4 protein-coding genes are annotated in these 7,920 nt (G+C 46.2%); 3 read left to right on the top strand and 1 reads right to left on the bottom strand.

What is annotated here, in order from left to right:
• A partial coding sequence (locus tag IEW52_RS11530) for an ATP-binding protein (protein ID WP_229667916.1) occupies nt 1-704 on the bottom strand: 704 nt, incomplete at its 3' end.
• A gap of 603 nt (nt 705-1,307) precedes the next feature.
• Here IEW52_RS11530 and IEW52_RS11525 point away from each other — a divergent pair.
• The 3 genes from IEW52_RS11525 (at nt 1,308) to IEW52_RS11515 (ending at nt 7,682) form a co-directional block, all read left to right on the top strand.
• Nucleotides 1,308-1,517: a Fic family protein gene (locus tag IEW52_RS11525; RefSeq protein ID WP_229667915.1), complete on the top strand. Its 210-nt coding sequence runs from the start codon at nt 1,308-1,310 to the stop codon at nt 1,515-1,517.
• Nucleotides 1,518-1,616: 99 nt separating this feature from the next.
• Nucleotides 1,617-3,956: a TOTE conflict system archaeo-eukaryotic primase domain-containing protein gene (locus IEW52_RS11520; protein WP_188630225.1), complete on the top strand. Its 2,340-nt coding sequence runs from the start codon at nt 1,617-1,619 to the stop codon at nt 3,954-3,956.
• A 168-nt stretch (nt 3,957-4,124) separates the two neighbouring features.
• A complete protein-coding gene (locus IEW52_RS11515) occupies nt 4,125-7,682 on the top strand; it encodes an SIR2 family NAD-dependent protein deacylase (RefSeq protein ID WP_188630224.1) in 3,558 nt (1,185 codons plus the stop codon).
• The last annotated feature ends 238 nt before the right edge of the window (nt 7,683-7,920 follow it).

The following is a 7,920-nucleotide window of genomic DNA, read 5'->3' as shown; positions in this document are numbered from 1 at the left end:
CCCGGGTTACAAACGCTGTGGCTGGGCCTGGAACGTTGCCATGATATGGTCCGAGCCATACAAGAAACAAAGGAATTATTGGGCTGACTTATGGGTAAAGGGATGCCCTTAGGTGGGTCCATAGAGTTCTGCCCTGAATACTTACCGTAAAGTATAACTTTGGTTCCATTTTGTTTTATTTCAGGTGGCTTTATATATTCTTCTATCTGCATATAATGTGAGTAAGTTCCATCATCTAGCAACCACTGTTGTAGGCCATACTCACCTGTTTTTGGATCTTTGTGCAACTGAATCATGTATCCTTCGCCATCTTTCCACGACTGATATACTAACCCTGCTGGGTTTTGTGTTGCTGCCGCAATTTTAGCACCTATACCATAGTTAGCCGTAATTGATTGTTCGGAACCAGATGAAGATAGTTGATTAATATACATCAACATTTCTTCTCCAGTCATGCCATCCCCAGTATCAATAATACAGAGTCTCATGGGTTCGCCCAAATCAAACGAGATCCAGTCAACGTCCCATATAACCTCACCAGTCTCACCCATTCTTTCGATCGCCTGCAATCCATTATGTGTCAGCTCTCGTAAATATTGGAGCGGTGAACAGTCTTGCCCGAGTCTCTCAAGAAGAAACCCAACATTTTGTACCGTCATAGTTAAGTGATTACCAATATTTTTTGGAGTATGAGAATTAGACATGACATTTCTCCTACCATTAACGGTGGCAAATGCGACCGTTGGTTGAAGTAAACCAATCATGAAGAATTCAAATGGCTACAAAAGGTGGGGTTCATTGCGATCTGTCAGACATCATAATTGGGCTCAATTTAAAATTAGTACTGAGATAATAAAACATCAAGAATAATGCCAGCTTATTTCCCCTTTTCCTCAGAAATAAAACAAGGGATTTATAAGGTGCTGATAGGAAAAGCTAAGGCCAATCAACACCAAAATTCTCAACAAGCTCAGCATACTCTACTGCAGAGTATTGTTGCTTCCCTGCTATGAAAACCCTGAATGTACAGTCCGTACGTTCATCTCTGATTCGGTTATTAAATGTCACGGAAAAACATTCTTACCCTATTTCAGAGCGTTCCGAAGGGTTGGCAACAATGGTCATAACGAAAGCTTTGACCGACATGGCAGAGGCCGACAATAAAGGCATTCGGCTGTATGCCATGTCCGTTGCCACTTGTGTGATATGGTTTCTTGATACTTTGGAGCAACCCTTGGACCAAGCAATGGCCTCTATCGATATCACACGGAAAAAACGCGCTTTGGCGTGAACATCAGGATGCAGGATTGAGCCCTGAACAAATCAAGGTGCTTAACCGACTGCTGGACGGCGGTGAACGAAGGTTTGAGGGGGGGATCAGTGCCGCTCTGTACCAGAAAGTAGCCAAGGTCAGCAAGGCAACCGCCACCAGGCATCTGGCAGATCTGCTACAAAAAGGCTGCATCGAGAAGTTGCCGAGTGGAGGCCGCAGCACTCGTTACCAGATTAAACGGTAATCGTTGCTATATTTGCTTAGCACCAGACAAGATTTGTGCGAATCTTTAATCAGGTACGGCGACTGATGGGTAAGTTACCCGTCAAGATATCGGGAGGATGTGGATATCCAAACGAGTGATGAACTCAGCGCGATTGACACCAGACTGACAGAGCTGGAACGTGAAAAGGCAGCCCTGCTTGCCCGCAAGCAAGTACTGCTTCGGTCAGAAGCCATCATTATGGGTCCACAGCTGACACCGAGCCAAAAGGTTGAGCTGTTTCAACAGCTGTTTATAGGCCGTACCGATGTCCATGCTATACGCTGGGAGGGCACCAATGGCCGCTCGGGTTATGCAGTAGCCTGTGAGAACGAGTGGGTTCAAGGAATATGCAAGAAACCCAAAATCAAGTGTGCCGACTGTTCTCATCGCAAGTTCAAACCTCTGGATCATAAAGTGCTGTATGCCCACCTTTCAGGAAAACTGGTGGCCGGTTTATATCCTTTGTTGCCAAACAACCTTTGCCATCTGCTGGCGGTCGACTTTGACAAGGCTGATTGGGCAGCAGACGTAAAAGCGTTAGCTCAAGCATGCCACCAAGAAGAGGTTCCCTATGCTCTGGAGATATCCCGCTCGGGAGCCGGAGCTCATTTATGGGTTTTCTTCTCAGAGCCGGTTCCGGCCTGGTCGGCCAGAGCTTTTGGCTTCAAGCTGATAGACAAGGCGATGGAGTTGCACCCGGGCTTATCATTCGACTCATATGACCGATTGTTTCCTAACCAAGATATAATGCCACAAGGTGGTTTTGGTAATTTGATCGCCCTTCCTCTGCAATACGAAGCCCGCTCCAGAGGCTGTAGCGTATTCGTGGATGACGAACTGCAACCCCACTGGGACCAGTGGGCATTTCTGAGCGAGTTAAAGCGGATCAGCCCCGCCCGACTGCGGGACTGGGTCGGAGAAGCGCCTAAACCAGCTGCCACGGACGATAGCGCTGCGCCCTGGGAGCAAGGCCTGAAAACAGAGCCCGGACCGGTGCCAGGGTGCCCCGAACGCGTCACGGTCACCTTGGCTAATCATGTTTATATCAGGCTGACCGAGATTCCCGCTCCGTTGGCAGCACGCATCAAACGCTTAGCGAGCTTTGCTAATCCGGTATTTTTCAAAACCCAGGCGCTACGTTTTTCTACCCATGGCATCCCCCGCTACATCTCCTGCGCACGCATCGAGCAAGGTTATCTGTCTGTGCCTCGGGGTTGTCTGGACGAAGTGCGTAAGCTGCTGCTCGAGCAAAATATTCAGGTTGAATTAGCAGATCGCAGAGCCTCAGGAACCAGATTAGAAGGGCTCAAACTACGCGTTGAGTTACGAGACAGCCAACTTGCTGCCGTCAAGGCGCTCATCGAGCATGACACCGGCATTCTGCATGCCCCCACTGCATTCGGTAAAACGGTCACCGCCATCGGGGTTATTGCCAGCAGAAAGGTAAATACCCTGATCCTGACTCACAGCCGACAATTACTGGACCAGTGGCAGGAAAGGCTGGCGTCTTTTCTGGATGGAGCCACCATAGGCATATTCGGTGGCGGCAAGAAGAAAGCGTCCGGCCAGATTGATGTGGCAACCTACCAAAGCCTGATCAACAAAAAAGATAATACCGTAGCCGAGTTCGTCCGCCATTATGGCCAGATTATTATCGACGAATGCCATCATATTTCGGCACCACGATACGAGATGCTGCTCAACGAAATCAGCGCCAAGTATATGCTCGGTCTGACGGCCACCCCAGATCGCCAGGATGGTCATCAGAAAATCATGTTTATGGTCGCCGGTCCCGTTCGTCACAAGGTTCTGGCTGATCACAGTACCCGCTTTACCCAGCGCGTGATTGTACGGGATAGACATGAAACACCGCCCACCGATTTCATCAAGCCGGGGGAACGCCCGCATATAGCGACTGTTTATCAGTGGCTTGCCGAAAACCGGGTTCGAAATGAGGAGATAGTCCGGGATGTCATGGCGAGCGTGAAGCAAAACGCAAACTGCCTGCTACTGACCGAACGTCGCGAACATGCCGAGAGCCTCGCCAATATGCTGTCAGATGCTGACATCACCACTGTCATCCTTAAAGGAGGCATGGGTGTTAAAGCACGCAGAGAAGTGGAAGCCAGGCTTCACAATGCACAGGTGGTGGTAGCGACCGGCAAATACATTGGCGAGGGATTTGATCTACCCCGACTGGATACATTGTTCCTAGCCTTGCCCATCGCCTGGAAAGGGACGTTAGCGCAATACGCTGGCCGGATACACCGTGAGGCAGATGGCAAGCAGGAAGTAACAGTGTACGATTACGTAGACACAGGCCTTCCCATGTTGCAGCGGATGTTTCGCAAACGTGAAAAAGGATATGAAGCGATGGGCTATCAGTTTGCTTCTTCGGAGCAGATAGCGCTGCTTTAGGAGACTCTCGCCAAGTTCTTATGTTACACAAGCAGCCACTGATTACCTTACGGGTAGCAATACTAAAAAATAATAGCGAGCACGAAGTTTTTATCTTTTACGAGAAATTTTTATATCGGTATTCGGTACTCGCTTTAAAATTATAACGTTGTATTTTGGTGGTTTTTAATGAATAAAAATATTTCTTCTATTCCCGATTACGCCGCATTAAAGAAGCTCGCATCTGCACTTTGGCAGCAGGAAAACTCTTATCATGGTGCAGCCATCATAGTCGGAGCCGGTTTCAGTAGAAGTGCGGCATCAACGGGTGACGCCAACAGAAAACTGCCACTTTGGAACGATATTTCAAAAACTCTTGCCGAAGAGTTAGATTCAAGCAGCCTCGACCCTCTACGCTTGGCGGAAGAGTATTGCGCCTACTTTGGCAAACAGGCACTTCATGATCTGATCAAAAAAGAAGTCAATGATGCCGCTTGGACACCAGGGGAACTACATAAATCTCTACTCGAATTACCATGGACAGAAGTTCTAACCACTAACTGGGATACTCTGCTAGAGCGTGCTTCCACCGAGGTGCATCAGCCGATTTACAGCGTAGTTTCCAAACAGGAAGATCTCTCGAGTGCCAGATCGCCACGGATCGTCAAGTTACATGGAACCATCGACATAACTACAGACTTGGTTTTCACTCAGGAAGACTACCGAAAATATCCACAGTACCACGCGGCGTTTGTTAACTTCTCGCGCCAAGTATTCATTGAAAACGAGCTGTGTTTGTTGGGTTTCTCCGGCGATGATCCCAATTTTCTGCAATGGGCCGGGTGGGTAAGAGATCATCTGGCAACCCACTCCAGGCGCATCTACCTTATTGGAGCCTTGGGGTTGAACTCCGCAAAGCGAAAATATCTCGAATCTATCAATGTCGCACCTATCGATTTAGCCGATTTAGTTACTACCTACGATGAACACGATATTAGACATATAGAAGCTACAAAAATATTTATTCAAGCGTTACAAGATCTCAAGCCTAACCCTGCTTGTGATTGGCAGCCGACACAGCTCCAACCCAGTACATTGACAGGGGAAGAAAGTACAAAAATACATCAAGACCCTGCATATGCGGCAAAATTGCTTGAGGGACTATTACCTATACTGGAAGAAGACAGAGCTACCTATCCAGACTGGCTAGTTTGTCCTTACGGAACACGCTGGAAACTACAAAATCATATCCAAAGTCCTTGGCCAACACCAAAAAATTTGTCGCATATGACAGCAGATAGCCGTGCAAAGCTATTGTACGAAATTACTTGGCATTACAGCGTAACTTATCAGGCTATACCGTCTTGGTTGGCTCAAGAACTGCTGACAGTATGTGACCCTGCGACTCCCTGCTCCCTAACCAAGAAACAGCAGTTGGAAGTCGCCCTGTTACTTCTGAAAAATACCCGCTGGATGGGCAACCCAGAAGCTGCCCCTATTACTCAGACAACGAGAGTCATATTGGAAAAAGGCGCAAAATACTGGCCAGAAAGCAGCGATGAACTTGCGTACCATAACGCTATCGTTGCACGAGACAAATTCGACTACTCTGCTTTAGAGAAGTACGTTGAGAACATTACTAGCAACAACCCCGTTTGGAAGTTAAAAAAAGCGTCGTTGCTTGCCGAACTTGGGGAATTTGATAGAGGCGAAGAATTGGTAGCGGAAGCATATCGGATGCTTCTTGGCCAATATCGCAATGACCGAAATTCGCTCCATATACTTTCGCGCTTAGCTTGGGCCCACTGGTTAATCAGAGGGGTTGAAGCTTGGTCACCGAAGAGAGAGTTTAAGGCTTTTCCTTCTCACTACCAAGACCAAAAATGTAGCCCTTGGGATCATATTGAGCATATCAGCGGGCGTATTACCAAGGATTTAGATAAACAGAAAAAACAACAGACGATCGAGCCATCATTCGAGCCCGGTCGCTATAAGGACAACTCTAATACAGTAACTTTTAGCAACGAATTACACTCTTTACTTATATTCGAAGGGGTTACCGGCACTGTAGGTATGCCTATACGATGGCGCGGCGTTAGCTTTCTTGTTGAACAGGCTGCTAGGCTTGTTGATTTAGAGGGGATTGATAATGTTCATCGTTTCTCATTGGCTATGCGCGCTGCAAACAGTGATACATCTGATGTATTGAAAAAAGTATTTTCCAGAGTTCAGGTTGCATGCCTGCCGGAAGAAGATGTAAATTTTTTACTGAAGCAGTGCGTGCTAGCAATCAACTATTGGAGCGAGAAGTGGACGGGTACATTTGGAAATATTAGAAATGATGCTATTGACCGATTGCGAGTATTTATAGAAGTTTTGGCTCGTGTATCAGTGCGTGCAACACCTGAGCAGGCAAAAGATCTTTTCTGCTTGGCTGTGTCTCTTGGCAATAAGCCTGAGTTTCATCATCTCTGGCTTTTTGATGCACTCAATCACCTGACTGAATTTACACTAGAAAGCATTCCTGAGCCGCAGCATCCTGACATACTACAGGAAGCCTTATCGTTTCCACTTCAAACTGAAATAGTATTAAAAAACTATAATAAATGGGCGAATCCGGTAATAAGGTATCCTGGTAAAAGAGAACGAAATACAATACTCGACCGTCGCATAGATGAAATAATAGACAGTATATCGCCGTGTTCATCTCAAAGTGCTCCAGCCCTTTTACGCCTGCTTCCATTAATTAAGAAGGACTTCCTGACTGAAGCAGAGCGCAATAAAATTGCAGAAAAATTATGGGGAACAGACCCCGACTATCAGACTATTTTTGATACCGGATTGCTCAGTTCTGTGCTGCTTGAGCTGCCCGCACAAGACGCTACTGCCGTAAAAGCTCTAATAAGACGTTATCTATTTGAATCAGAAGATAGCGACTTGTTTAACCAAGAATTTTTAGCAGACATAGCAAATGCCGCCCAAGCGAAAAATAGCAAGGAGCTTCCGTCAGAAGATCAAGCTATCAACTACTTCGAAAAATTGGTCATTTGGAGATTTCAAGAAAATGACAATGATATATTCGGTCGTTCCAAGCAAGAAGAAAAGCAAACAGCTGAATTGATCGGTACAGTATTGGCACGTTCTGTTGTTCCCGCACTGCCTCCAGAAGCATTCACTAAAGACAATTTCGACAAACTATATACTTTTTATGAAGAGGTTGACGCGCCAGAGGTTCTAAGCGCATTTTCCTATTTTGCCGCTGCGAACACGACTTTTATCAACCCAGTGGAAAAATTAATCAGACAGGGCCTGCAAGCGAGAGAGGCAAACAAATTAGCACAGGTATCCTTTGCTCTCTTGACGTGGAGAGATCTGGAAGAACAGCCAGCCCTTAACGGGCTAATATTGAGACTTGTTTATCTTATAGGGTCGAATCGCATGAGCGGTTTACCAGCTCTACTTTGGACTGCCAATCAGATGCATAACAAGGGATATCTCTCCGACGAAAATATTGGGTCATTGATCGAAATTTTACCCGTTATCTTTGATAATGCAGAGTATAGTAACATTTCTCCATCCAGCAAAGATTCCGTTAGCATTTCGCTTGTCCGCGCAGCATGTGTCAGGCTGGCAAGAGATGTCCTGAGTAGGAGCCAAGACAAGAATGGTGAGTTACTCCGAATTTTAGAAGAAGCTAAACAAGATTCTCTTCCAGAAGTTAGATTTGCTGGAATATCAGATTTATAGAACTTGTATAAGTTACAAAAATTGGGCTCACCTGAACAGGGAAAGAGAAATGCTGAATCAAGAGCTAGACTCATGCTGGATGAGCAAAAATTGTGACCAAGCTCTAAATCTTAATTTAAAGCACTTTCCCCCGTACGACCCCCGATAAGTCACTATCTATCTGATATTAAAGATAACTTCACTTTCTGTATCGGGAAATAACACGAATTGAAATAATCGTGAGCCGAATAAACACCTT

It is taken from the genome of Oceanisphaera marina (assembly GCF_014643915.1).
GTDB classification, from domain to species: domain Bacteria; phylum Pseudomonadota; class Gammaproteobacteria; order Enterobacterales; family Aeromonadaceae; genus Oceanimonas; species Oceanimonas marina.
This window is presented reverse-complemented; position numbering and strand designations above follow the sequence as displayed.

Coding starts and splice junctions, on each gene's coding strand:
- IEW52_RS11515 (WP_188630224.1), top strand. CDS start 4,125: ATGAATAAAAATATTTCTTCTATTCCCGATTACGCCGCATTAAAGAAG.